Origin of the sequence: Hephaestia caeni (assembly GCF_003550065.1) — a bacterium.
GTDB lineage: Bacteria > Pseudomonadota > Alphaproteobacteria > Sphingomonadales > Sphingomonadaceae > Sphingomonas > Sphingomonas caeni_A.
Map to the genome: position 1 here is coordinate 398291 of NZ_QXDC01000003.1, position 22618 is coordinate 420908.

At 67.6% G+C, this 22618-nt stretch carries 26 protein-coding genes; 15 read left to right on the forward strand and 11 right to left on the reverse strand.

The features are described 5' to 3' along the window. Window positions 1-36 precede the first annotated feature (36 nt). Entirely contained in the window at window positions 37-810 is a 774-nt protein-coding gene (locus DFR49_RS10210; protein WP_119035651.1) for an SDR family oxidoreductase, read from the forward strand. Here the strand turns inward: DFR49_RS10210 and DFR49_RS10215 are convergent. After that, the gene (locus tag DFR49_RS10215) at window positions 807-1694 is read right to left on the reverse strand and encodes a LysR family transcriptional regulator (protein ID WP_119035652.1); all 888 of its coding nucleotides are present in this window, start codon (window positions 1692-1694) and stop codon (window positions 807-809) included. The two genes, DFR49_RS10210 and DFR49_RS10215, sit on opposite strands and share 4 nt — an antisense overlap. An 89-nt stretch (window positions 1695-1783) precedes the next feature. Here DFR49_RS10215 and DFR49_RS10220 point away from each other — a divergent pair, with 89 nt between their 5' ends. Both DFR49_RS10220 and DFR49_RS10225 read left to right on the forward strand, forming a co-directional pair. Continuing rightward, window positions 1784-3892, forward strand: a complete 2109-nt coding sequence (locus DFR49_RS10220; RefSeq protein WP_119035653.1) for a malate synthase G — start codon at window positions 1784-1786, stop codon at window positions 3890-3892. Between the two features lie 56 nt (window positions 3893-3948). Beyond that, entirely contained in the window at window positions 3949-5625 is a 1677-nt protein-coding gene (locus tag DFR49_RS10225; RefSeq protein ID WP_119035654.1) for a dipeptidyl-peptidase 3 family protein, read from the forward strand. A gap of 138 nt (window positions 5626-5763) precedes the next feature. Here the strand turns inward: DFR49_RS10225 and DFR49_RS10230 are convergent, their stop codons facing one another. The 7 genes from DFR49_RS10230 to pyrE all read right to left on the reverse strand — a co-directional run bounded on the left by DFR49_RS10230 (window position 5764) and on the right by pyrE (window position 10976). Then, window positions 5764-6282, reverse strand: a complete 519-nt coding sequence (locus DFR49_RS10230; RefSeq protein WP_119036355.1) for a DUF2141 domain-containing protein — start codon at window positions 6280-6282, stop codon at window positions 5764-5766. A 180-nt stretch (window positions 6283-6462) separates the two neighbouring features. After that, entirely contained in the window at window positions 6463-7092 is a 630-nt protein-coding gene (gene maiA, locus DFR49_RS10235; protein ID WP_119035655.1) for a maleylacetoacetate isomerase, read from the reverse strand. Beyond that, complete coding sequence (locus DFR49_RS10240; protein ID WP_119035656.1) at window positions 7089-8195, reverse strand: AI-2E family transporter; 1107 nt, start codon at window positions 8193-8195, stop codon at window positions 7089-7091. Before DFR49_RS10240 ends, maiA begins: the two co-directional genes overlap by 4 nt. Further along, window positions 8192-9091, reverse strand: a complete 900-nt coding sequence (gene lepB, locus DFR49_RS10245; protein WP_119035657.1) for a signal peptidase I — start codon at window positions 9089-9091, stop codon at window positions 8192-8194. The genes DFR49_RS10240 and lepB overlap by 4 nt, the downstream gene beginning before the upstream one ends. 10 nt (window positions 9092-9101) lie before the next feature. Next, the gene (gene acpS / locus DFR49_RS10250) at window positions 9102-9503 is read right to left on the reverse strand and encodes a holo-ACP synthase (protein ID WP_119036356.1); all 402 of its coding nucleotides are present in this window, start codon (window positions 9501-9503) and stop codon (window positions 9102-9104) included. Between the two features lie 163 nt (window positions 9504-9666). Continuing rightward, complete coding sequence (locus DFR49_RS10255; protein WP_119035658.1) at window positions 9667-10395, reverse strand: pyridoxine 5'-phosphate synthase; 729 nt, start codon at window positions 10393-10395, stop codon at window positions 9667-9669. Further along, a complete protein-coding gene (pyrE, locus tag DFR49_RS10260; RefSeq protein ID WP_119035659.1) occupies window positions 10392-10976 on the reverse strand; it encodes an orotate phosphoribosyltransferase in 585 nt (194 codons plus the stop codon). The genes DFR49_RS10255 and pyrE overlap by 4 nt, the downstream gene beginning before the upstream one ends. A gap of 192 nt (window positions 10977-11168) precedes the next feature. On the opposite strand from pyrE, the gene coxB reads away from it, so the two are divergent. From coxB to DFR49_RS10315, 12 genes are all read left to right on the forward strand, one after another. Then, entirely contained in the window at window positions 11169-12251 is a 1083-nt protein-coding gene (gene coxB, locus DFR49_RS10265; RefSeq protein ID WP_119035660.1) for a cytochrome c oxidase subunit II, read from the forward strand. Between the two features lie 2 nt (window positions 12252-12253). Continuing rightward, the gene (ctaD, locus tag DFR49_RS10270) at window positions 12254-13918 is read left to right on the forward strand and encodes a cytochrome c oxidase subunit I (protein WP_119035661.1); all 1665 of its coding nucleotides are present in this window, start codon (window positions 12254-12256) and stop codon (window positions 13916-13918) included. Window positions 13919-14084: 166 nt separating this feature from the next. Next, complete coding sequence (locus DFR49_RS10275; RefSeq protein ID WP_119035662.1) at window positions 14085-14987, forward strand: heme o synthase; 903 nt, start codon at window positions 14085-14087, stop codon at window positions 14985-14987. After that, window positions 14984-15127: a hypothetical protein gene (locus DFR49_RS21975; protein WP_170150997.1), complete on the forward strand. Its 144-nt coding sequence runs from the start codon at window positions 14984-14986 to the stop codon at window positions 15125-15127. Before DFR49_RS10275 ends, DFR49_RS21975 begins: the two co-directional genes overlap by 4 nt. Next, window positions 15124-15657, forward strand: a complete 534-nt coding sequence (locus tag DFR49_RS10280; RefSeq protein ID WP_119035663.1) for a cytochrome c oxidase assembly protein — start codon at window positions 15124-15126, stop codon at window positions 15655-15657. The genes DFR49_RS21975 and DFR49_RS10280 overlap by 4 nt, the downstream gene beginning before the upstream one ends. A gap of 30 nt (window positions 15658-15687) precedes the next feature. Further along, window positions 15688-16578, forward strand: a complete 891-nt coding sequence (locus tag DFR49_RS10285; protein ID WP_119035664.1) for a cytochrome c oxidase subunit 3 — start codon at window positions 15688-15690, stop codon at window positions 16576-16578. Then, complete coding sequence (locus tag DFR49_RS10290; RefSeq protein ID WP_119035665.1) at window positions 16575-16979, forward strand: DUF983 domain-containing protein; 405 nt, start codon at window positions 16575-16577, stop codon at window positions 16977-16979. Before DFR49_RS10285 ends, DFR49_RS10290 begins: the two co-directional genes overlap by 4 nt. Continuing rightward, window positions 16976-17617 carry an SURF1 family protein gene (locus DFR49_RS10295; RefSeq protein ID WP_119035666.1) on the forward strand — a complete coding sequence of 214 codons (642 nt, stop codon included), beginning with the start codon at window positions 16976-16978 and terminating at the stop codon, window positions 17615-17617. Before DFR49_RS10290 ends, DFR49_RS10295 begins: the two co-directional genes overlap by 4 nt. 88 nt (window positions 17618-17705) lie before the next feature. Next, window positions 17706-19103: a threonine synthase gene (thrC, locus tag DFR49_RS10300; RefSeq protein ID WP_119035667.1), complete on the forward strand. Its 1398-nt coding sequence runs from the start codon at window positions 17706-17708 to the stop codon at window positions 19101-19103. 112 nt (window positions 19104-19215) lie between these two features. Further along, window positions 19216-20085 (forward strand): class I SAM-dependent rRNA methyltransferase, encoded by an 870-nt coding sequence (locus DFR49_RS10305; RefSeq protein WP_119035668.1) that lies wholly within the window; start codon window positions 19216-19218, stop codon window positions 20083-20085. Between the two features lie 23 nt (window positions 20086-20108). Next, window positions 20109-20345, forward strand: a complete 237-nt coding sequence (locus tag DFR49_RS10310) for a hypothetical protein (protein ID WP_119035669.1) — start codon at window positions 20109-20111, stop codon at window positions 20343-20345. A 102-nt stretch (window positions 20346-20447) separates the two neighbouring features. Beyond that, the gene (locus DFR49_RS10315; RefSeq protein WP_119035670.1) at window positions 20448-20723 is read left to right on the forward strand and encodes a LysR family transcriptional regulator; all 276 of its coding nucleotides are present in this window, start codon (window positions 20448-20450) and stop codon (window positions 20721-20723) included. 248 nt (window positions 20724-20971) lie between these two features. Here DFR49_RS10315 and DFR49_RS10320 read toward each other — a convergent pair whose 3' ends face one another. From DFR49_RS10320 to DFR49_RS10330, 3 genes are read right to left on the reverse strand one after another with little or no spacing between them, the layout of a single operon-like run. Further along, window positions 20972-21616 (reverse strand): heme exporter protein CcmB, encoded by a 645-nt coding sequence (locus DFR49_RS10320; RefSeq protein WP_119035671.1) that lies wholly within the window; start codon window positions 21614-21616, stop codon window positions 20972-20974. Next, window positions 21613-22188 (reverse strand): heme ABC exporter ATP-binding protein CcmA, encoded by a 576-nt coding sequence (gene ccmA, locus DFR49_RS10325; protein ID WP_119035672.1) that lies wholly within the window; start codon window positions 22186-22188, stop codon window positions 21613-21615. The genes DFR49_RS10320 and ccmA overlap by 4 nt, the downstream gene beginning before the upstream one ends. Continuing rightward, on the reverse strand, window positions 22185-22580 hold the full coding sequence (locus tag DFR49_RS10330) for a metallopeptidase family protein (RefSeq protein WP_119035673.1): 396 nt from the start codon (window positions 22578-22580) through the stop codon (window positions 22185-22187). Before DFR49_RS10330 ends, ccmA begins: the two co-directional genes overlap by 4 nt. Window positions 22581-22618: the final 38 nt, after the last annotated feature.

Sequence of the window (22618 nt, forward strand, 5' to 3'; positions counted from 1 at the left end):
CGATTGTGCGGGATGATCGCGGCAAAGGAGAGGGGCATGAAAGCGATCTTCATCACCGGCGGCGCATCGGGGATCGGGCGCGCGGTGGCGCAGCGGTTCGCCGCCGAAGGCTGGCGGATCGGGGTTGCCGATGTCGACGCCGCGGGTCTTGCCGAAACGGTCGCGATGCTGCCGGACGGCGCCGACAGCTACACGATGGACGTGCGCGATCGCAATGCCTGGGGGCGGTCGCTCGATGATTTCACGCGGCAAGCGGGGCGGCTCGACGTGCTGTTCAACAATGCCGGGATCGGCGTCGGCGGGCCGCTGGCCGAGGCCGATTTCGCCGATCTCGATCGGCTGGTCGCGATCAATTTCACGGGCGTGCTCAACGGCGCGCGGATCGGCCATGCCTATCTCGCGGCGACGCCGGGATCGTGTCTGCTCAACACCGCCTCGGCCTCGGCGATCTACGGTTCGGCGGGGCTCGCGACCTATTCGGCGACCAAATTCGCGGTGCGCGCGCTGAGCGAGGCGCTCGACGGCGAATGGGCCGCCGCCGGCATCAAGGTGCGCGACATCGTCCCCGGTTTCATCGAAACGCCGCTGCTCGACGGCGGTGTCGCGGGATCGAACCACACGATCCGCGATACGGTGAAGGAAGCCGGGCTCGAGCTTACCCCCGTCGAAGCGGTCGCCGACGCGGCGTGGGCAGCGGTGCATGGCGATCGCGTCCATACCTATGTCGGGCCGACCGCAAAGCGCATGGCGTTCGCCGCGCGCTGGATGCCGGGCAAGCTGCGTACAATGATGCGGCGCGGATTGAGCTAGGGCCTCTCACCCCACGGCGGAGTTGCGAACAGATCCTTGAGATAGGCGAGCATCGCCGCCCCCGCGCGCGGCAGCGCGTCGGGAAGGTGGAGGGCGTAGACCGCCGCGTCATCGGAGCCGCGCCAATCGGGCAGCACCCGCACCAGCCGCCCGTCGGCAAGCTCGGCATCGACATCCCAGATCGAGCGCAACGCGATTCCCGCCCCGGCGATCGCGAGTTCGCGCACCACCTCGCTCGAATCGGTGGCGATCGCGCTCGGCGCATCGATCGCGGTCGCGCCCGCCCCGGTCAGCCGCCACGGCATCTGCCCATCGGCGGCGAGTAGGCGATGCTGCGCCAGATCGCCGATCGCGCTCGGACACCCGGCCGCTGCCAGATAGGCGGGCGCGGCGCACAGGACGCGGCGGCTCGGCGCAAGGCGGTGCGCAACCGTCCCCGGCGGCGGCGCCCCGGTGACACGGATCGCCAGATCGACTCGCGCCACGGTGAGGTCGACGAACGTATCGGTGAGATCGAGCCGCAGCGCGATCGCCGGATGCGCATCGAGAAACGACCGCAAATGGGGCGCGAGATGCAGCCGCCCGAACGAGGTCGGCGCGTTGACCACCAGCGGCCCGGCGATGGCGCCGGTATCGGCGACACGCGCCTCGGCCTCCGCGATCGCCGCGAGCACCGCGACCATATCGCGGTGGAAGACCGCACCGCGCGGGGTGAGCGCAAGACGCCGCGTGGTGCGGTGGAGCAACCGCACCCCCAATCGCGCTTCGAGCCGCGCGATCCGTTTCGACACCATCGCCGGCGAAATGCCGCGCGCGCGCGCCGCCGCGCTCAGGCTGCCCGCGGCGACGACATGGACGAACAGGGCGGCATCGGGATCGATGATTGTTTCCTTAGGCGAACAACAGCATCTCCTTTCGATCGTCTACCGAAAGGCCCGGCGAGCGTCTATCGTGCGCCACGAGGAGATACGACATGACCGACCGGATGGATCGCGCGGGGCTGAAGGTGGCGCCCGCACTGGCGCAGTTCATCGAGGCCGAGGCGCTGCCCGGCACCGGGATCGACGCCGAGGCTTTCTGGCGCGGCGTCGCGGCGATCTACGCCCGCTTCACGCCTGAAAACCGCGCCTTGCTCGCGACGCGCGATCGCCTCCAGGCTGAGATCGACGGCTGGCACGCCGCGCGCACCGGCACCCCGATCGACCAGACCGGCTATCAGGCGTTCCTGCGCGAGATCGGTTATCTCGTCGATGCCCCCGCCCCCTTCACGATCGCGCCCGGCGCGGTCGATGACGAGGTCGCGCGGATCGCGGGGCCGCAACTCGTGGTGCCGATCCTCAACGCGCGCTTCCTCCTCAACGCCGCCAATGCGCGGTGGGGCAGCTTGTACGACGCGCTCTACGGCACCGATGCGCTGCCCGGCACGCCCGCGGGCAAGGGCTATGATCCCGCGCGCGGCGCGACGGTGATCGGCTGGGCGCGCGCTTTCCTCGATTCCGCCGCCCCGCTCGCGCAGGGCTCATGGACCGATTGGGATGGCAATGCGCCGGTACTCGCCGATCCGGCGCAGTTCGTCGGCCATGCGGGCGACAATCTGCTGCTCAAGCGCCACGGCCTGCACATCGAGATCGTGATCGATCGCAGCCACCCGATCGGCAAGGACGACAAGGCCGGCGTCGCCGATCTGATCCTCGAATCGGCGATCACGACGATCTGTGACCTCGAGGATTCGATCGCCGCGGTCGATGCCGAGGACAAGGTGGCGGCCTATGCCAATTGGCTGGGGCTGATGAAGGGCACGCTCGAGGCCAGTTTCGAGAAGGGCGGGCGGACGATGACGCGGCGTCTTGCCGGTGACCGCGCCTATACCGCGCCCGACGGCACCACCTTTACGCTGCCCGGCCGTAGCCTGCTGTTCGTGCGCAACGTCGGCCATCTGATGACGACGCCGGCGATCCATCTGCCCGATGGCAGCGAGGCGCCCGAGGGCATTCTCGACGGCATCGTCACCAGCCTGATCGCGCTCCACGACCTCAAGCGCACCGGCGGCCTGCCCAACAGCCGCGCGGGGTCGGTCTATATCGTCAAGCCCAAGATGCACGGGCCGGACGAAGCCGCGTTCACCAACAGCCTGTTCGACGCGATCGAGGATCTGCTCGGGCTCGCACGCCACACGATCAAGGTAGGTGTGATGGACGAGGAGCGCCGCACCTCGGCCAACCTCGCGGCGTGCATCCACGCGGTGAAAGGCCGGATCGTGTTCATCAACACCGGCTTCCTCGATCGCACCGGCGACGAGTTGCACACCTCGATGCAGGCCGGGCCGATGGTCCGCAAGGGCGAGATGAAGAGTTCGGCCTGGATTGCGGCCTATGAGGATCGCAACGTCCAGATCGGGCTCGCCTGCGGTCTCGCGGGCAAGGCGCAGATCGGCAAGGGCATGTGGGCCGCCCCCGATCGGATGGCCGATATGCTCGATCAGAAGATCGGTCACCCGCAAAGCGGCGCGACCACTGCCTGGGTGCCCTCGCCGACCGCGGCGACGCTGCACGCGACGCATTACCATGCCATCGATGTCGCCGCGCGGCAGGCGGCGCGCGCCGGTGAGCCGGTGGCGTCGCTCGACGCGCTGCTCACGGTGCCGCTCGCGCTCGGCCGCAACTGGCAGCCGCAGGAGGTTCGCGAGGAACTCGACAACAATGCGCAAGGGATACTCGGCTATGTCGTGCGCTGGATCGATCAGGGCGTCGGCTGCTCGAAGGTGCCCGATATCCACGACATCGGGCTGATGGAGGACCGCGCGACGCTGCGTATCTCCTCGCAGCATATCGCCAATTGGCTGCTGCACGGCGTCGCGACGCCGGTGGATGTCGATGCCGCTTTCACGCGGATGGCCGCCAAGGTCGACGCGCAGAATGCGGGCGATCCGCTCTACGAACCGATGGCGGGCAATCCCGACAGCATCGCCTTCCAGGCGGCGCGCGCGCTGGTGTTCGAGGGGCTGGAACAACCCAACGGCTATACCGAACCGCTGCTCCACCGCTTCCGCCAGCAGCGCAAGGCGACCGCCCCGGCCGCGTGACACGGCAGGGCGAGGACGATAGACCGGCGGCATCCTGTTGAACGAGGTGGATGCCCATGCGCCGTGCCCTTTTCCTCGCCCTGCTCGCGACCGCCGCTTGCTCCGGGCCGACATCGACCGACAATAACACCGCCGCCACCGAAGCGGTCGCCTCGCACGCCTATCTCACCGCTGAGCGCGCCAAGGTCGCGCGGATCGACATGGCGCCGCGCACCGATTTCCTCACCGACGAGGAACGGCAGGTGGTCAACCTGCTGATCGAGGCGTCGGACCTGATGAGCCAGATCTACCTGCGCCAAGTCGCGGTCGATAACCCTGAGACACGCGCGGCGATCGACGCGGCGAAGGGCGGCGATCACGATCTGCTGCTTAACCTGTTCGATCTCAATTTCGGCCCGTGGAACCGCTTCGACGAGAACAAGCCCTTTTGGGGAGGCAAGCCCTGGCCCGAGGGCGCGGGCTTCTATCCCACCGACATGACGCGCGACGACTATGATCAGTGGCTCGCCAAGCATCCGCAAGACAAGGAGGCGTTCGCCAGCCTCTACACCGTCATCCGCCGCACGCCCGAAGGGGGCCTCAAGGCAGTGCCCTATTCGGTCGAATATAAGGAGTGGCTCGAGCCCGCGGCGGCCTTGCTCGACAAGGCGGCGGCGATCACGACCAACCCCAGCCTCAAGAAGTTCCTCTCGCTGCGCGCCAAGGCGTTCCGCACCGATGATTATTACGCGAGCGAGCTTGCCTGGATGGACCTGAAAGACACGCCGATCGAGATCGCGATCGGGCCGTACGAGGTCTATACCGATCGCCTGTTCGGGCAGAAGGCGGCGTTCGAGAGCTTCGTGACGCTCAAGGATCCGGAAGAATCGGCCGCGCTCGCCAAATACAAGGCATATCTGAAGGACATGGAGGCCAACCTCCCCGTCCCCGATGCCTACAAGAACTTCAAGCGCGGGTTCGAATCGCCGATCGCGGTCGCCGAGCAGGTGCATGGCGGCGGCGACAACGTGCCCGGCAGCCAGACGATCGCGTTCAACCTGCCCAATGACGAGCGCGTGCGCGAGGCCAAGGGCGCGAAGAAAGTCATCCTCTCCAACGTGCTCGGTGCCAAATACGATCGCGTGCTCGCACCGATGGCGCCATTGGTGCTCGTTGGCGATCAGGCGAGGCTGGTCGTCAAGAAATACATGCAGCTAGAGACGCTGTTCCACGAACTGTCGCACAGCCTCGGCCCCGGCACGATCACCGTCGACGGGCGGCAGACCACCGTCAACGACGAGCTGAAGGAACAGGCGTCGGCGATCGAGGAAGGCAAGGCCGATGTGATGGGCGCCTACAACATCCTCTTCATGATGGCGAAAGGCGAGCTTCCCGCCGCCGAGAAGAACCAACTGCTCGCGACCTATTTCACCGGCATCTTCCGTGCGATGCGCTTCGGCGCGGCCGAGGCGCATGGGCACGGCGCGGCGATGCAATATGGCTATCTCAAAGCGAAAGGCGCCTTCACCTGGGACGGCGCCGCCAAGCGTTACCGCATCGACGACGCGAAAATGGAGGCGGGCATCCGCGATCTCGTCCACGACATCGTCTTGCTCCAGGGCAACGGCGATTATGCGGGCGTCAAGGCGTTCATGGCCAGATACGCGGTGCTCGACGAGCAGGCCGAGGCCGTGATCGGCTCGATGAAGGACATCCCGGTCGATATCCAGCCGGCCTATCCCGGAAAGGTGTGAAGTCGAGTTCTATATGCCGCGCCGATCATCCTCACCCTTCCGGCGCTTCGCGCTTCCTTCCCTCTCCCACTGGGAGAGGGAAGGGGCCCGCTCGGCGCAGCCGAGTGGGAAGGGTGAGGGTGATACGGGAGGCTGTCCCTATTCCGGCCCGAAGCCGCCGAAAATGCCGTGAAGATACTGCACGGTGATGTCGATCGTCTTCACGCCGGCCCCGACATCGACGATGCCGTCGGCAAGCTTGGGCTTGGATCGGCCGAGCTTGCGGTTGCTCGGCACGCCCGCGCCGTCCTTCCAGATGCTGAACTTGTTCTTGCCGTCGCGATCGTGCGTGAAGACGAGGCCGTAACGGCCGGGCTTGGGCACCTTGATGCACATCGCGACCGCGCCGCTCGCGGGCACGTCGGCCCAGACGCGGCGGAAGGTCTTGCCAGCCGCCTCCAGCGTCTTGCGATGTTCGAGCCAGTCAACCTCGGTCGCGGGATAGAGTTCGAGCTTCATCCGCCCGGCGCGGTCCTTGAACCCGGAGACGTTGACCAGCACCGCCGGTCCCTTGCCCGCGGCACAAGCGGCGGCGTCGGGGCCCACAGGCGTCGCCGCGTGCGCGGCGGCCGGCAGCGCGAGCGCAGCGGCAAGCAGAGCGGGAATCGTGCGGTTCATATTGATATCCTCGTAAGCGAGAGCGCGCCGAAAGCGGCGTCGGCGCGCCATGCATCGGCGCGGCAGGGCCCGTACCGGCCCGATTGATCCCTTAAGGATAGGGGCGATATTGGCGAAAAGAAGGTCTTTGTTCGGCGCTGGCACGAGACGCGCGCGAATCGGGGGGCCGGCAGCGTGCGTTCAGGCGGGCCGGGCGCGGTCGGGATGAGCAGCGGCAAAGGCCGGCAGCGCGGTGGCGGCGGCATCTGCACGCACCAGCGCCGGATAGGCGGCAAGCGGCAGTTCGAGCCGGCGCGCATTGTATATCTGCGGCACCAGGCAGACGTCGGCGATACCGGGTGCGGCGCCGTCGAGGAACGGCCCCGCGCCCGCCATCCTTTCCAGCGCGACGAAGCCTTCGGCGATCCAGTGCCGATACCAATCGTCCCGCGCCTGCTTGTCGGCCCCGAACTGGCTCTGGAGCCGCTTGAGCACGCGCAGATTGTCGAGCGGATGGATATCGCACGCGACCACCAGCGCACGCGCCAGCGCCTGCGCCCGCGCGACAGGCTCGCGGGGAATGAGCAGCGGATCGGGGAAGGTCGTATCGAGCCAGTCGATGATCGCGAGGCTCTGGACGAGCGGCGTGCCGTCGACCTCAAGCGTCGGCACGAAACCCTGCGGGTTGATCGCCAGATTATCCGCGCCGTGCTGGGCGTCGTCGAGCAGGCTGACGGGCCGCGACTCATAGGCGATCCCCTTGAGCGCGAGCGCGATCCGCACACGATAGCTCGCCGACGAGCGCCAGTAATCGTGGAGCACGAGCTTCATGCGGCGCCCCCGCCCTCTTCTTCCTCGCGCTCGGCGCTGCGTTCGAGCGCGACCTTGATCATCGCCGTCATCGGATCGGCGAGCGCGAGACCGACGACGCCGAACAGGGTGCTCGCGAGGATCTGCGCCGACAGCGTGAGCGCGGGCGGCAGGTCGACGGTGCGCTTGGCGACCATCGGGATCACGACATAGCCGTCGAAAGTCTGCACGACGAAATAGGTCGCGAGCGCATAAAGACCGGTATCGACGCCCGCCGAAAAACCCACCGCGGTCATCAGCACGCCGGTGATGAACGCGCCGACATTGGGGATGAAGGCGAGGATCGCCGCGATCAGCCCGAGCACGAGCGCCATCGGCACGCCCAGCACCATCAGGATGAACCAGGTGAGGAACCCCTCGAACGCCATCCCGAGCAACCGCCCCGCGAGCAGCCGGCGCATCGTGAATGCCATCCGATCGATCGTGATCGCGAATTGCTCGCGCTGCGCGGTCGGCACCATCCATTGCAGCCCGCGATCGTAGATGCGCGGCTCCATCGCGACGAACAGGCCGATCACCATGACCATGAACAGGCTGGTGAGCGCGCCTACCGCGGTGCCGACCCAGGTGGTGAGCCTGCCGACCGAGCCCAGCGCCTGCTGCGCCAGCCCCTTGAGATCGGAGTGGCCGGGGACGATGCCCATCTGCGTCGCCCAGGCGGAGACGCGCGCGGCCTGCACATCGAGCGTCGTGCGCAACTGTTCGACCTGCGCGGCGATCTGAACCCCGGTGAGGTAGAAGACGCCGAAGAGGAACGCGAGCACGCCGAGCACGACGATCAGCAGCCGCCAGCCGCGCGGAATCGGCAATAGCTTGCCAAGCAGTCGCACGCCGCCGTCGAGCATCGACGCGAACACCAGCCCGGCGAAAATGATGAGCAGCGGCTGGATCAGCAGCACGACGAGCGCGATCGCGCAGATCAGCCCCAGCCAGACGCCCGCCTTCTTGAGTTCGCGGCGCGTTTCGGGATCGCGCCATTCATGCGGGCTCGCCGCCTGGACCTCGGCTCCCTCCCCGGCCCCGGCTCCATCCCGGCCCCCGGCCTGCGATCGCGCCGCGCTCACCGACCGGCCTCATGCGGATGGAGCGAGGTGCCCGAGCGCCCGCCGCGAAACGCGCCGAACCAGGTGAGCGGGTTCCAGGTCGCGCTGCCGTCGAGCGAGAAGGTGATGAATTCGGCGCGCCCGCCGATATATTCCCACGGCACTGGGCCGCCGAGCCCGAGTTCGGAGAGCGGGAAGCGGCTGTCGGCGCTGCGATCGCGATTGTCGCCCATCAGGAACACATCGTCGGCGGGGACCGTGATCGGCCCGTAATTGTCGCCCGGGCTGTAGCCCGCTTCGAGATCGATCGTATCGTAGCTGCGCCCACCCGGCAGCGTCTCGGTGATAATCGGCAGGCGGCAGACGAGGCGGCCGTCGGGAAGTGTCCGCCGCGCGCCGGGATATTCGTTCGGATCGCAGACCGAATTGTCGTCGATCTTGAGATCGACATAATGGAGCGGCCCACGCTTCACCGGCACGCCGTTCAGGATCACCTGCCCGCCGCGCACCTCCAGCCGGTCGCCGGGCAACCCGATCACGCGCTTGATGTAATCAGTGCGCGTGCCCGGCGGAGTCACGATCACGATGTCGCCGCGTTCGGGCAGGCTGCCGAACAGCCGCCCCTTCACGAACGGCATCAGGTGGAAGGTCGGCGACACGAACGAATAGCCGTAGGGATATTTGCTCACCACCAGCCGATCGCCGACGAGCAGATCGGGCAGCATCGATTCGGACGGGATGTAGAACGGCTTGGCGACGAAGCTGTGGAAGGCGAGCACCGCGAGGATCAGCCAGAAGATACCCTTGATCTCGGCCCACCATTCGGCGCGGCGTCGCGCACCGCGCGCGGCGGCCGATTCTTCGATCGCGGCCCCGGCCCGCGCTTCGTCACTCTCCAACGCCAACTCCTCGGCCATCTACTCGTCCCTATTGCGCGATCGCTTCGATGATCACGAAGGCCTGCGCCCAGGGGTGGTCGTCGGTCAGCGTCACATGGATATGCGCGACGTGGCCTTCGGGGGTCAACGCGTCAAGTCGCGCCTTGGCTCCGCCGGTGAGTGCGAGCGTCGGCGCGCCCGACGGCGCGTTGACCACGCCGATGTCTTTCAGGAACACGCCCTGCTTGAACCCGGTGCCGACCGCCTTCGAGAAAGCCTCTTTGGCGGCGAAGCGCTTGGCGTAGGTGCCCGCGCGCGTGAACGGCCGCCGCGCCGCCTTCGCGCGCTCGACCTCGGTGAAGCAGCGCGCCTCGAACCGCGCCCCGAAACGATCGAGCGACGCCTGGATGCGCTCGATATTGCACAGGTCGGAGCCGAGGCCGATGATCACGAACAAATACCTCCCCGGAACGGGGAGAGGAACCAAGGCGCGAAGCGGCTTGGTGGAGGGGTTTTTGACCCGGACGATTCGCTCGTGGCGGCCACCCCTCCACCATTCGGCATTGCCGAACGGTCCCCCTCCCCGTTCCGGGGAGGTGTTTGGAAGGGCATTCTCACCGCGCGTCGTCCATCGTCGCGCGCATCCGGCGGACGCTGGCGTCGAGCCCGACGAAGATCGCCTCGCCGATCAGGAAATGGCCGATATTGAGTTCGCGCACCTGGCGGATCGCGGCGATCGGCGCGACATTGTCATAGGTCAGGCCGTGGCCGGCATGGACCTCGATCCCGTTCTTGGCGGCAAGTGCGGCAGCATCGGACAGGCGGCGCAGTTCGTCGGCGCGCGCTGCCCCATCGATATCGGCATAGCGGCCGGTGTGCAGTTCGATCACCGGCGCGCCGAGCCTCAGCGCCGTATCGATCTGCCGCGAATCGGGTTCGATGAACAGCGACACGCGCACCCCCGCCCCGGCAAGCGCCGCGACCATCGGCTGGAGCCGATCGAACAGACCCGCGGCATCGAGCCCGCCTTCGGTGGTCAGTTCCTCGCGCTTTTCGGGGACGATGCACGCGGCGTGCGGGCGATGGCGCAGCGCGATCCCCAACATCTCGTCGGTCGCCGCCATTTCGAGGTTGAGCGGGATCGCCAGTTCGGACGACAGGCGCGCGATATCGGCATCGGTGATATGGCGGCGATCCTCGCGCAGATGCGCGGTGATACCGTCGGCGCCCGCCTCGGCCGCGAGCAAGGCGGCGCGCACCGGATCGGGATAGCCCGAGCCGCGCGCGTTGCGCACCGTCGCGACGTGATCGATATTGACCCCGAGGCGCAGCGCATCGGTCATTTCTTCAATCCCCGGCTGCCCGGCTTGGTCGCGGGCAAGGCGGCGAGTTCGGGCGGCAGCGCGTCGGCCGGATAGGCGGGCACGTCCATCCTGAGCAACGACACCAGCGGCGCGCCGACATCGGCGCGGCCGTTCGAGCGATCGATGATACACGCCGCGCCCAGCAACTCGCCCGGATGCGCGCGGATCGCGGTGAGGCATTCGCGCGACGACAGCCCGGTGGTGACGATATCCTCGACCATCACGACGCGCGCACCGGCGGGAATCTCGAAGCCGCGGCGCAGGCGGAATTCCCCGTCCTCGCGCTCGACGAAGATCGCGTGACAGCCGAGCGCGCGCGCGGTCTCATAGCCGGGGATGATCCCGCCCATCGCCGGCGACACGATCAGATCGGGTTCGCCGAATTCGTCGATGATCGCCTCGGCCAGCGCGCGGCACAGCCGTTCGGTACGCGCCGGATCCTGAAACACGCGCATCTTCTGGAGGAAAACGGGCGAGTGCAGCCCCGACGACAGGATGAAATGCCCCTCGAGCAGCGCATCCGCGCCACGGAATTCGTCGAGCACTTCGTCTGGGGTCATCGGCGCACTTCCTCGCTGCAATCGGCAAGCGCTCAATACGAAGCGTCGGGCAGGCGCGCAACGGATGTGCCAAAAATCACGCGGCTGGCGCTTGAGACACCCGGCACTGCGGCGTATAGGCCCTCACAAAAGGGCGTATCCCCGTCCTCGCGCCTGGGGTAAGGCGCTCCGCAACAAGGGTGAAAAGCAACGATGCGCATGACAGGGTTGAAATCGATCGTCCTGGCCGCGGGCCTGGCGCTCGCGGGCATGGGGGCCGCAACGGCGCAGGAACCCGCCGCGCCCACCGCGAGCACTGCCGCCCCGACGACCGCGGTTGCCGCGCCGGCGGATCAGGCAGCGGCGCCCGCGAGCCCGCTGCTCGCCCAGGACGGCGCGCCCGCGATGGCGCCGATCGAGCATGTCGGCCAGCCGAGCGACGGCCGGATGGGTCTCCAGGTTCAGGTGACGCCCAACGGCCACCGCGCACACTGGATGCACAATGCGATCCTGATGCCGGCGGTGACGGGTATTTCGCTGCTCGTGCTCGTGCTGATCCTGTGGTGCATCTTCGCCTATCGTCGCGGCCGCAACCAGACGCCCTCACGCACCGCGCACCACACCGTCATCGAGATCATCTGGACCTTGGTGCCCGTGATCATCCTGGTGCTGATCGCGATCCCTTCGATCGGGCTGCTCCAGGCGCAGTACAAGCCGGCGCCGGACAATGCGATCACGCTGAAAGCAATCGGCAACCAATGGTTCTGGAGCTACGAATATCCCGATAACGGCGATCTCCAGATCACCGCGAACATGCTGAAGGAGAAGGATCAGGTTCCGGCCGGCGATCGCTACCGCACCGATGCCGACGGCCCGCGCCTGCTGGCGGCCGACAACCGCGTCGTGCTGCCCGTCGGCGTGCCGATCCGCCTCATCACCACCGCCACCGACGTGATCCATAGCTGGGCGGTGCCCGCCTTCTGGATCAAGCTCGACGCGATCCCCGGCCGCCTCAACGAGACGAGCTTCACGATCGAGAAGCCGGGTGTGTATTTCGGCCAGTGTTCGGAATTGTGCGGCGCCCGCCACGCCTTCATGCCGATCGCGGTCGAGGCCGTGCCGGCGGCGGAATTCGCCGCCTGGGTGCGCGCCAAGGGCGGGACGATGCCGGGCGACGCCGCCGCGGCGCCCGCGCAACCCGCCGCCGGCGCCGATGCGGCCGCGCCGGCCGCCGCCCCCGCCACCCCGACTCCGGCTGCGACACCCGTCGTGCCTGCTCCCACTTCGGACCTCTGATCATGACCGATACCGCCATCCAGCCATCCGCCTTCCAGGCCCACGACGCCCACGAACACAGCCACGACGCCGATCACAAGCCGGCATTCTTCCAGCGTTGGTTCATGTCGACCAACCACAAGGACATCGGCACGCTCTACCTGATCTTCGCGATCTGCGCGGGGATCATCGGCGGCGCGGTCTCGGGGCTGATGCGCGTCGAACTGGCCGAGCCGGGCATCCAGTATCTCCAGACCTGGGCAAGCCTGTTCCACGGCGGGCCGCAGAGCTTCGACGAAGCGCTGCACTTCTGGAACGTCATGATCACCGCCCACGGGCTCATCATGATCTTCTTCATGGTGATGCCGGCGATGGTCGGCGGGTTCGGCAACTGGTTCGTGCCGCTGATGATCGGCGCGCCCGACATGGCCTTCCCGCGAATGAACAACATCAGTTTCTGGCTGCTGGTGCCGGCGTTCACGCTGCTGATCACCTCGCCCTTCTTCGGTGGCGCGGGCAACGGCTGGACGATGTATGCGCCGCTTTCCACTTATGGCGAGCCGGGGCCGTCGACCGACATGGTCATCCTGTCGATGCACCTTGCCGGCGCCTCGTCGATCCTCGGTGCGATCAATTTCATCACCACGATCTTCAACATGCGCGCGCCGGGCATGACGCTGCACAAGATGCCGCTGTTCGCCTGGTCGATCCTGATCACCGCGTTCCTGCTGCTGCTCGCGCTGCCGGTGCTCGCCGCCGCCATCACGATGCTGCTTACCGACCGCAATTTTGGGACGACCTTCTTCGATCCGGCCGGCGGCGGCGATCCGGTGCTGTATCAGCATCTGTTCTGGTTCTTCGGCCACCCCGAGGTCTACATCATGATCCTGCCGGGCTTCGGCATGGTCAGCCAGATCATCGCGACCTTCAGCCGCAAACCGGTGTTCGGCTATCTCGGCATGGCGTATGCGATGGTCGCGATCGGCGTGGTCGGCTTCATCGTGTGGGCGCACCACATGTTCACCACCGGCCTGCCGGTGAACGTCAAGATGTACTTCACCGCCGCGACGATGGTGATCGCGGTGCCGACCGGCATCAAGATCTTCTCGTGGATCGCGACGATGTGGGGCGGCTCGATCACCTTCAAGACCCCGATGCTGTGGGCGATCGGCTTCATCTTCATGTTCACGATCGGCGGCGTCACCGGCGTCGTGATCGCCAACGGCGGCATCGACGATTACATGCAGGACACCTATTACGTGGTGGCGCATTTCCACTACGTGCTCAGCCTGGGCGCGGTGTTCAGCCTGTTTGCCGGCTTCTACTACTGGTTCCCGAAGATGTCGGGCCGGATGTACAACGAGTTCCTCGGTCAGCTCCATTTCTGGATCTTCTTCGTCGGCGTGAACGTGCTGTTCTTCCCGATGCACTTCCTGGGCCTCCAGGGCATGCCGCGGCGCTACCCGGATTATCCCGATGCGTTCGAACATTGGAACGCCATCGCGACCCACGGCTATGAGATCATGGCTGTCGGGATGGGCGTTTTCTTCATCAACCTGATCTGGTCGCTCGCGGCCGGCAAGAAGGCGGCCGACAATCCGTGGGGCGACGGCGCGACGACGCTCGAATGGACGCTGTCGAGCCCGCCGCCGTACCACCAGTTCGAGACACTACCGAAGATCGACTAGCCGATACCCGGCGCGCAACCCACGTTGGTTGCGCGCCGGTGACGCTATCGAACGAACGACGGACCGGCGACAGCCGCGCCCATCCTTCGGCACGGAATTCGAGACCGCACCGGCCCTTCCACCCCCCTTCCCCCGCAGCGCGTGCCTGCCTATAGCCGGGTCAGCCATGACCACCGTTGATCACCCCCTGGCGATTCCCGCCGACTGGCGCGATTTCCTCGCGCTCACCAAACCCCGCGTGATGACGCTGGTGGTGTTCACGGGGCTGTGCGGGATGCTCGCGGCACCGCAGGCGATCGACCCGATCCTCGGTTTCACTGCGGTGCTGTGCATCGCGCTCGGCGCGGGCGCGGCGGGCGCGCTCAACATGTGGTATGAAGCCGATCTCGATGCGCAGATGAAGCGCACCCGCGGCCGCCCACTCCCCGCGGGGCGGATGGACCGCCAGTCGGCGCTCCATTTCGGGGTCGGGCTCGCGGTCTTTTCGGTGCTGCTGATGGGGCTTGCGATCAACCTCATCGCCGCCGCGATCCTCACCGCATCGATCCTGTTCTACGTCATCATCTACACCGTCTGGCTCAAGCGCCGCACGCCGCAGAACATCGTCATCGGCGGCGCCGCGGGCGCGTTTCCGCCGCTGATCGGCTGGGCGGCGGCGACCGGGCAGGTCACGCTGCTGCCCTTCCTGCTGTTCGCGCTCGTCTTTTTGTGGACGCCACCGCATTTCTGGGCGCTCGCGCTGTTCGTGAAGACCGATTACGCCAATGCCGGCGTGCCGATGCTGCCCGTCGTCGCAGGCGAACGCACCACGCGGCACCAGATCGGGCTCTATACGATCCCGATGGCAGCGGTTGCAGTCGTGCCCTGGCCGCTGGGGCTGACGGGGCCGATCTACGGCGCGGTCTCGATCGTCGCGACCGCGTTCTTTGCGCTGCTCGCCGCGCGGGTCGCGCTGCGGATGGCGGCGGACGGCGACACGATGGCTCCCGAAAAGCGGCTGTTCGGCTATTCGGTCGCCTATCTTTTCATCATGTTCGGCGCGCTGGTCGTCGATCGGTGGGTGGCATGAACGATCCCAGGCGCGACGACGAAGACCTGATCCGCAAGCGCCAGCGCAGCCGCTCGATCGTGATGGCGCTGCTGCTGGGCGCGTTCGTGATCCTGATGTTCGGGATCTCGATCGTGAAGATCAAGGCGGGCATGCTATGACCCCCAAGCTGCGCACTGCGCTGTTCGCCGTCGTCGGCGTTTTCGGCATGACCGGGCTCGGCTATGCGAGCGTGCCGCTCTATCGCGTTTTCTGCCAGGTGACGGGGCTGAACGGCACCACCCAGCGCGCGGCGGATGCTCCCGGCGGGGTCGGCGACAAGGTGGTGGTCGCGTTCGATACCAACGTCTCGCCCAAGCTGCCCTGGACGTTCAAACCCGAAAATCACGAGGACCGGATCGACATCGGCGCCCGCGACATGGCGTTTTTCCTCGCGACCAACGATTCGGATCATCCGATCACGGGGACTGCGACCTTCAACGTCACCCCGGCGCAGGCAGGCAAATATTTCACCAAGATCGAGTGCTTCTGCTTCACCGAGCAGACGCTGGCGCCGCACGAGACGGCGCGGATGCCGGTGATCTTCTTCGTCGATCCGAAGATACTTGACGATCCCGATACCCGGGATATCCGCGAAATCACGCTGAGCTACACCTTTTACCCGGTGGATTCCGCCGGGACCGCAAGCTAGAGCGGTCGCAATACAGACAGGGACGAGACGATGGCTGGAGCCAAGAACCACGATTATCACATCCTGCCGCCGAGCTTCTGGCCGTTGCTCGGCGCGTTCGCCGCGCTGACGATGGCGACGGGCGCCATCATGTGGATGCACGGCGGCCACCTGAGCCCTGAAAAGGCCAATGGCGGCGGCTGGGTGTTCTTCCTTGGCGTCGCGCTGGTGCTGCTGACGATGCGGCTGTGGTGGGGCGACGTGATCAAGGAAGCGCATCACGGCGATCACACGCCGGTGGTGCAGCTCCATTTCCGCTACGGCATGATCCTGTTCATCGCCTCCGAAGTCATGTTCTTCGTCGGCTGGTTCTGGGCGTTCTTCGATTTCGCGCTGTTTCCCTCGACGGTCGATGCCGTCGGCGGCGTCTGGCCGCCCAAGGGGATCGAGGTCATCAACCCGTTCGAGCTGCCGCTGCTCAACACGATCATCCTGCTGACCTCGGGTACCACCGTCACCTGGGCGCACCACGCGCTGATCCACGGCCAGCGCGGCGGCGACAAGACCGGCCTGTGGGGCCTGCTCGGCGTCGGCAACCGCGATGGCGTGCTCAAGGGACTGTGGCTGACCATCGTCCTCGGCGTGCTGTTCAGCTCGATCCAGGCGTATGAATATGCGCACGCGCCGTTCGCGTTCAAAGGCCTGAACTATGGCGCGTCGTTCTTCATGGCGACGGGCTTCCACGGCTTCCACGTCATCATCGGCACGCTGTTCCTGATTGTGTGCCTGATCCGTGCGTACAAGGGCGACTTTACGCCGCGCCAGCATTTCGGCTTCGAAGCCGCCGCCTGGTATTGGCATTTCGTCGACGTCGTGTGGCTGTTCCTGTTCGTCTCGATCTACGTCTGGGGCGGCTGGGGCGCGCCATACCACGCGGGATGACCGACGCGGGCGACCAGGCCGGCGGTGCCGCGCCGCCGTCGCCCGCCGCCACGCCGATCGTGGGGGCGATCAAGGGGCTGTGCCCGCGTTGCGGGGCGGCGACCCTGTTCGCCGGCCCGGTTCGCTTCGCCGACCGTTGCCGGGCCTGCGCACTCGATTATTCGAGCTTCAACGTCGGTGACGGCCCCGCCGCCTTTCTGACGCTGATCATCGGGGCGCTGGTGATGGCGCTGGCGGTGACGCTGCAACTCAGCATCGATCCGCCGCTGTGGCTCCAGTTGCTGATCTGGGTTCCCGTCACCGCCGCGATGGTGATCGGCGGCCTGCGCGTCGCCAAGGGCGTGCTGCTCGCGCTCGAATATCGCAACGCGGCGCGCGAAGGGCGACTCTCGGACACGTGAAGCGCTTGCCTCTCCTGCCGACGCTCCTCGTCACGCTCGCGGCCGCGGCGATGGTCGCGCTCGGCGTGTGGCAGCTCCACCGCAAGACGTGGAAGGAGCATCTGCTGGCGCGCTACGCCGCCAACGAGACGCTGCCGCCGATGGCCTTCCCGAAGACATCGTTCGGCGACGACGCGCTGTTCCGCAAGACCTATGCGACCTGCGCCGAAGCATCGGATTGGGCGCGCGAAGTCGGCCGCAGCGCGGACGGCACGATCGGCTGGCGCCAGATCGCGCGCTGCACCCGACCCGAAGCGGGCGCGCCGTTCTTCGTCCAGCTCGGCGTCTCGTCCGATCCCGATTGGCAGCCGGACTGGCACGGCGGGACGCTGTCGGGATTCATCAGCCACGCCCCCGACCACCGCTCGTTGATCGAGGAAATGCTCAGCAAGCGCGGCCCCAAGCCGCTGCTGCTCGTCGCCGACACCCCGCCCGAGGGGCTGATGCCCAATAGTGGGCCGGATCGGTCGGCGGTGCCCAACAACCACCTCGCTTATGCGGTGCAATGGTTCATCTTCGCGGGGCTCGCGGTGCTCATCTACCTGCTGGCGCTCAGGTGGCGCGGGCGCGTGCTTGTCACACCGCCGACGCGCGGCTGAGGGTCTGCCTGCGCGATTGGTAACGGCCCATATTCGCTCCGTCCCGGCCATTGCCAATCGCGCAGGCAGGCCCTAGGCGACGCCCGATATGCGTTACGTAAGCACCAGGGGAAATGCGCCCGTCCTCGATTTCGAGGGTGTGACGCTGGCCGGGCTCGCCGCCGACGGCGGGCTGTATCTGCCCGAGCAATGGCCGGCGCTGTCGGCCGACGCGATCCGCGACCTGCGCGGCCTGACCTATGCCGAAACCGCGGCCGAGGTGATGGCGCCCTTCGTCGGCGACTCGCTCACCCGTGACGAGCTGACGGCGCTATGCGATCAGGCCTATGGTCGCTTCGCGCATGACGCAGTGACGCCGCTCGTCCAGCTCGATCATCGCCAGTGGCTGCTCGAATTGTTCCACGGCCCGACACTGGCGTTCAAGGATGTCGCGCTGCAATTGCTCGGGCTGCTGTTCGAGCGTTTCCTGACCGGCAAGAACCGCCACCTCACGATCATCGGCGCGACCAGCGGCGACACCGGATCGGCGGCGATCGACGCGCTGGCGGGGCGCGAGCATATAGACGTGTTCATGCTCCACCCGGCCGGCCGCGTCTCCGACGTCCAGCGCCGGCAGATGACGACGGTGCTCGCCCCCAACATCCACAATATCGCGATCCAGGGCAGTTTCGACGACGCGCAGGCGATGGTGAAGGCCGCGTTCAACGACAAGGATTTCGCCACGCGGTTCCGGCTCGGCGCGGTCAATTCGATCAACTGGGCGCGGCTGATGGCGCAGGTGGTCTATTATTTCTATGCCGCCGTGCGATTGGGCGCGCCTGAGCGGCGAATCGCCTTTGCGGTGCCGACGGGCAATTTCGGCGATGTGTTCGCAGGGTATGTGGCGGCGAAGATGGGGCTGCCGATCGCAAAGCTGATCGTCGCGACCAACGTCAACGACATCCTCCACCGCGCCCTGAGTGCGGGCGACTATTCGGTCGGCGGCGTCACGCCGACGCCGAGCCCGTCGATGGACATCCAGGTCAGCTCCAACTTCGAACGCCTGCTGTTCGACGTCGGCGGCCGTGACGGCGCGGCGCTCGCCGAACAGATGCGCGGATTCGAGGCGTCGAAGGCGATGCGGCTGACCAACGCGCAAACCGAGGGTGCGGCGGCGTTGTTCACGAGCGACCGCGTCGACCTGGATGAGATGGCGATCGCGATGCGCTGGGCATGCGACCATGCCGGCGAGATCATCGATCCGCACACCGCGATCGGGCTGGCGGCAGCGCGGCGCGCGGACGTAGGCGATGCGCCCGTCGTGACACTGGCGACCGCGCATCCGGCCAAGTTCCCCGACGCCGTCGAGCGGGCGACCGGCGCGCGGCCGGCGCTGCCGGGCCGGATCGGCGACCTGTTCGACCGCGAGGAGCGCTACACCACGCTGCCCGCGACCTTCGAGGCGGTGACCGCCTATATCGCCGAGCGGGCGACGCCGGCTTCGTGAATCTTTCGTCCTCACCCTTCCCACTCGGCTGCGCCGAGCGGGCCCCTTCCCTCTCCCGCCGGGAGAGGGAGGGAGGCGCGAAGCGCCGGAAGGGTGAGGGTGCACGAAATCGATGAACCTCCACACCCTCATCGGCGAGCCCTGGTCCGATTACGGCCTCATCGACTCGGGCCACGGCCGTAAGCTCGAACGCTACGGCCGCTTCCGCTTCGTCCGGCCCGAACCGCAGGCGATGTGGGCGCCCGCTTCCGACGACTGGCGCGCCGAGGCCGAGTTCGTCCCCGGCTCCGATGAGGAAGGCGGCGGGCGCTGGGTCTATCACCAGCCCGTCCCGCATGACGGCTGGCCACTCCACTGGGACGACGTCACCTTCACCGCGCACACCACGCCGTTCCGCCACCTCGGCTTCTTCCCGGATATGGCGCCGGTGTGGGCCTGGATGCGCGAGCGCGTGGCGGGGATGGACGCGCCCGAGTGCATGAACCTGTTCGGCTACACCGGTGTCGGGACGCTCGCGATGGCGGCGAAGGGCGCGCGGATGGTGCATGTCGACGCCTCGAAGAAATCGGTCGAAGCGGCAAAGGGCAATGCCTTGCTCTCGGGGCTCGCCGAGGCACCGGTGCGCTGGATCGTCGACGACGCGGCCAAGTTCGTCGCGCGCGAAGGTCGGCGCGGGCGGCGCTACGACGGCATCCTGCTCGATCCGCCCAAATACGGCCGCGGACCCACGGGTGAGGTGTGGAAGCTCGAGGAAGGGCTGCCCGGGCTGATCGCCGATTGCCGCAAGCTGCTCGACGGCGAGTCGCGCTTCCTGTTCCTGACGGTCTACGCCGTCCGCATGTCGGCGCTGGCGATCGGCGAGTTGCTGCGGCAGGCGCTCGGCGATCTGGGCGGGACGATCGAGGCAGGCGAACTCGGCGTCCGCGAGGAAGCGCGTGGCCTCGTTCTCCCCACCGCCATCTGGGCACGCTGGTGGCGGTAAGCGGTCCGCCTTCGGATGGCCGGGTGGGCGCGCGTATCCGGATCAAGCCGGAACATGCCGAGGCGACCGCCGCCCGGTTTACCGCCGGGTCATTTCATCCGATCCATGTTGAGTATCGCCCGGACGGAAACACATCGTTCTGGTTCGATAGAGCGACCGCGAAGAAGCCCGCCTTTATCGAAATCGTCCGAGCTCTCCCGTTGGAATGGTGGGCGATCATCGGCGTCGTTGGTGGGGCGCCGTTTACCGACCAAGACTGATCCCGCGCAGGCGGCTCGCGACGCCTGCGACGAAAGCCTGCATCCGCAAGGCACATCGCAAACCGCTGTCCTACACGTTCATTTTATGTTCTATCCTGCGTGATGGAACAGAATCATCCCGACGCGGCGCCTTCCGCACCTCCACCGCGCACGCACTGGACGCCCGCGAAGCAGCGCATCTTCCTCGCCACCCTGCTCGATAGCGGCAGCGTCGCGGCCGCGGCGCGGGCGGCGGGGATGTCGCGATCGAGCGCGCATCGCCTGCGCCGGCGCCTTGCCGGCACCCCGTTCGACCGCGCTTGGGATTCGGCGCTCGCGCTCTACGCCCGCCGGCTCGCCGATCCCTTCGCGCGGGCGCCGACGCCGGCGCGCGGCTGATGCGCAGCCCGGCACGCCACCGGCGCGGTCGAGGCGCGGCCCCGGCGCACGCGCGCCGCAGACCGCCCGCCGGCAAGGTGCGCCCGTGTCGCGTCGCCGTCGCGCTCATGATGCCCCGATGCCGCGCTCCTGCCGCCTCCCCGGCGTGGCGCGTTGCCGAACCGTCGCGTCGGGGGCGCAACTGCCCGCTACCCTCCCGATACGGTGAACATCGTCAATTTCGCTTGCGCGCCGGCGGCCGTTGGTCGCTACGCCCGCCCCGCCCGGATCGCCGCGCCGGCCACGAAGGGGGCACCCGCGAGCAGCAGCAGGCTGACCGCGGCGAGCAGCTTGACCGCGCCTGGCCCACCCGCGATCGAGCCCGCGCCGAAGATGAGCAGCGGCACCGCCACCGGCAGCATCACCAGCCCCGCCAGCGCGCTCGCGCCGCGCAGCCCGGCGACGAGCGCGCCGGTCGCCACCGCCAATGCGGCGAGGCCGGGAGTGCCGATCAGCAGCCCCAGTTCGACCGTGGCGAGCGTCTCACGATCGATCCCGAGCAACCCGGCGGCAAGCAAGGCGGCGAGCATCAGCGGCGGGCCGAAGCTCAGCCAGTGCGCGGCGATCTTGGCGGCGGCGACGGCGGCCATGCTCATCCCCCGGATCGCGAACTGATCGAGCACCCCCGATTCGGCGTCGGGCGCGACGAGGCGTTCGACCGGGAGCAGCGCCGCGAGCAGCGCCGCCGCCCAGATCACGCCGCCGCCCACCTGCGCGAGCAGCACCGAATCCGGCCCGATCGCGAAGGGGAACAGGATCGCGACGAGCAGGAAGAAAGCGATCGGCAGACTCGCGCCGCCGTGGCTCCAGGCGCGGCGCACATCGCGCACGATCAGGGCGGCGACGACGCTCATGCCGCCTCCAGCCGGATCGTCGCCGCGCCGGGCGCCTCGATCGGCAGATGGGTCGCGACCAGCACCACGCCGCCGCCCGCACGATGCCCCGCGATCAGCGTTTCGAGCGCCTGCATCGCCACGCGATCGAGCCCGTTGCCGGGTTCGTCGAGCAGCCAGATCGGCGCGCCGCTCGCCGCCACCGCCGCGAGTGCCGCGCGCCGCCGCTGGCCGGTCGAGAGCAACCCCACCGGCACATCGGCGAGCTGCGTCAGCCGAAGCGCGTCGAGCGCGGCATCGACCGCGTCGCGCTGCCCATCGATCGCCGCCCAGAAGCCGAGCGCCTTCGCCAGCGGGCGATCGTGATCGAGCGCCGACGCCTCGACGAGCAGCGCGCGCCGCCCCGCGACCGTGACCTTGCCTGCCGCCGGCGCGAGCAGCCCGGCGGCGACGCGCACGAGGCTCGACTTGCCGACGCCGTTGGGGCCGGTGACGAGCGCCGCGTCGCCGGGGGCGAGATCGAACGAGCGGTCCTCGAACAGCAGCCGTCCGCCGCGAACGCACGACACGCCCGCAAAGGCAAGCCGCGTCATGCTTCGTCCTCAAGCCGGTGCATATCGTCGTCCGACAGCCCGAAATGATGGCCGACCTCGTGTACCAGCACATGGCGGACGAGATCGTCGAGCCGCACGCCGGTCTCCACCCATTCCTCGAGGATCGCGCGGCGATAGAGAAAGATGCGATCGGGCATCGCGCCCGAATCCATCGACGATTTCTCGCCCACCGGGCGGCCGTGATAGAGCCCCGACAGATCGAGCGGGTGGTCGATGCCGAGCGCGGCGAGCGTCTCATCGTCGGCATATTCCTCGACCGCGAACACGACATCGCCCAGATAGGCGCGGAACTCGGCCGGCAGCCCCGCCAGCGCGTCCCGCGCCATCGCCTCGATCTCATCCGCGCTCGGTGCTTGCCCCTTCATGGCCATGTGGATAGCCCTGACCTCGAAGCCACGGCAAGGAGAGA